The organism is Curtobacterium sp. MMLR14_006, assembly GCF_001864985.1.
Classification (GTDB): Bacteria; Actinomycetota; Actinomycetes; order Actinomycetales; family Microbacteriaceae; genus Curtobacterium.
The window spans coordinates 1-1,228 of the sequence record NZ_MJGU01000013.1 but is presented as its reverse complement, the minus strand read 5'-3'; the positions used below and the strand labels follow the sequence as shown (position 1 = coordinate 1,228).

The window sequence follows — 1,228 nt, the reverse complement described above, 5'->3', positions numbered from 1 at the left end:
CGTCCTCGCCCTGGAACGCGATCGGTGTCGCGCTCGCGGTGCTCATGGTGTTCGTGTGCGGGTACTTCGCGGTCGCCCTGGTGGCGTTCGCGGTCTACTCCGTGGTCTACGGCCGGATGCGGCACGGCCTGACCCCCGACGCGATCGTCGTGCTCGGCTCCGGGCTGGTCCGCGGCGAGGTGCCGCCCCTGCTCCGCAGCCGGCTCGACCGCGGGCTCGGCATCTACCGCGCCGAGCGGGCGGCGGGCCGGCGGCCGGTGCTCATCCCCTCCGGCGGGCAGGGCGACGACGAGCCCCCGGCCCGAGGGCGCGGCGATGGCCGAGTACCTGCTCGCGAACGGCGCCGACACCGAGGACGTCCTGCCCGAGACCGCGTCGCGGAACACCCGCGAGAACCTGGCGTACTCGCGGGCCGTGCAGACCGAGGCGGGCCGTGACGGGCAGGTCGTCGTCGTGACGAACGACTACCACGTGCTCCGCGCCGCGACCCTGGCCCGGCGGCTCGACCTGCCGGCGCAGGTCGTCGGCGCGCGCACGGCCGCCTACTACGTGCCGAGTGCGTTCCTGCGCGAGTTCGTCGCCGTGGTCGTCGCGCACCGGTGGCTCAACGTGCTGGCGTGCGCGCCGTTCGTGCTGTTCACGGCGTTCCTGCTCTGGGAGTCGTTCCAGCAGCGGTAGCCGGCCGTAGGATCTCGACCATGGTCGAGATCCAGCAGCCACGACCGACCGACCTGCTGCCGATCGGCGAGATCGTCCGGCGCACCGGCGTCGCCGCGTCGGCCCTGCACTTCTACGAGCGCAAGGGCCTGATCCGGCCCGAGCGCACGGACGGCGGCACCCGCATGTACCCGCGGCACGTCGAGCGCCGCATCGCGATCATCCAGGTGGCCAAGCGGCTCGGCATCCCGCTCAGCGAGGTCGCGGAGCAGTTCGCGGCCCTGCCCGACGACCGGATGCCGTCGCTGCGGGACTGGAACCGGCTGAACGAGCGGTGGCGCGCACGGCTGCGGGCCCGGCAGCTCGAGCTCGAGCGGTTGCAGCAGGAGATGACGCAGTGCATCGGGTGCGGGTGCGTCTCGCTCGGGGCCTGCTCGGTGGTGAACCCCGGCGACGCGCTCGGTGACGAGGGGCACGGGGCGCGGCGACTGCTGCCGATCGACGACGAGCTGGCCGCGGGCGCGGGCGCCGAGGCCGAGGCTGAGGCCGAGGGGCTGTTCCGCGCGTAGGA

2 protein-coding genes and 1 pseudogene are annotated in these 1,228 nt (G+C 73.9%); all 3 read left to right on the top strand.

Annotated elements, in window-relative coordinates:
- Positions 1 to 44: 44 nt before the first annotated feature.
- Positions 45 to 242: pseudogene (locus BIU94_RS18265) on the top strand (YdcF family protein); the annotation flags it as partial.
- 73 nt (positions 243 to 315) lie between these two features.
- Positions 316 to 678 (top strand): YdcF family protein, encoded by a 363-nt coding sequence (locus tag BIU94_RS18075; protein WP_071256665.1) that lies wholly within the window; start codon positions 316 to 318, stop codon positions 676 to 678.
- 20 nt (positions 679 to 698) lie between these two features.
- Positions 699 to 1,226 (top strand): redox-sensitive transcriptional activator SoxR, encoded by a 528-nt coding sequence (gene soxR, locus BIU94_RS07415; RefSeq protein ID WP_071256663.1) that lies wholly within the window; start codon positions 699 to 701, stop codon positions 1,224 to 1,226.
- Positions 1,227 to 1,228: the final 2 nt, after the last annotated feature.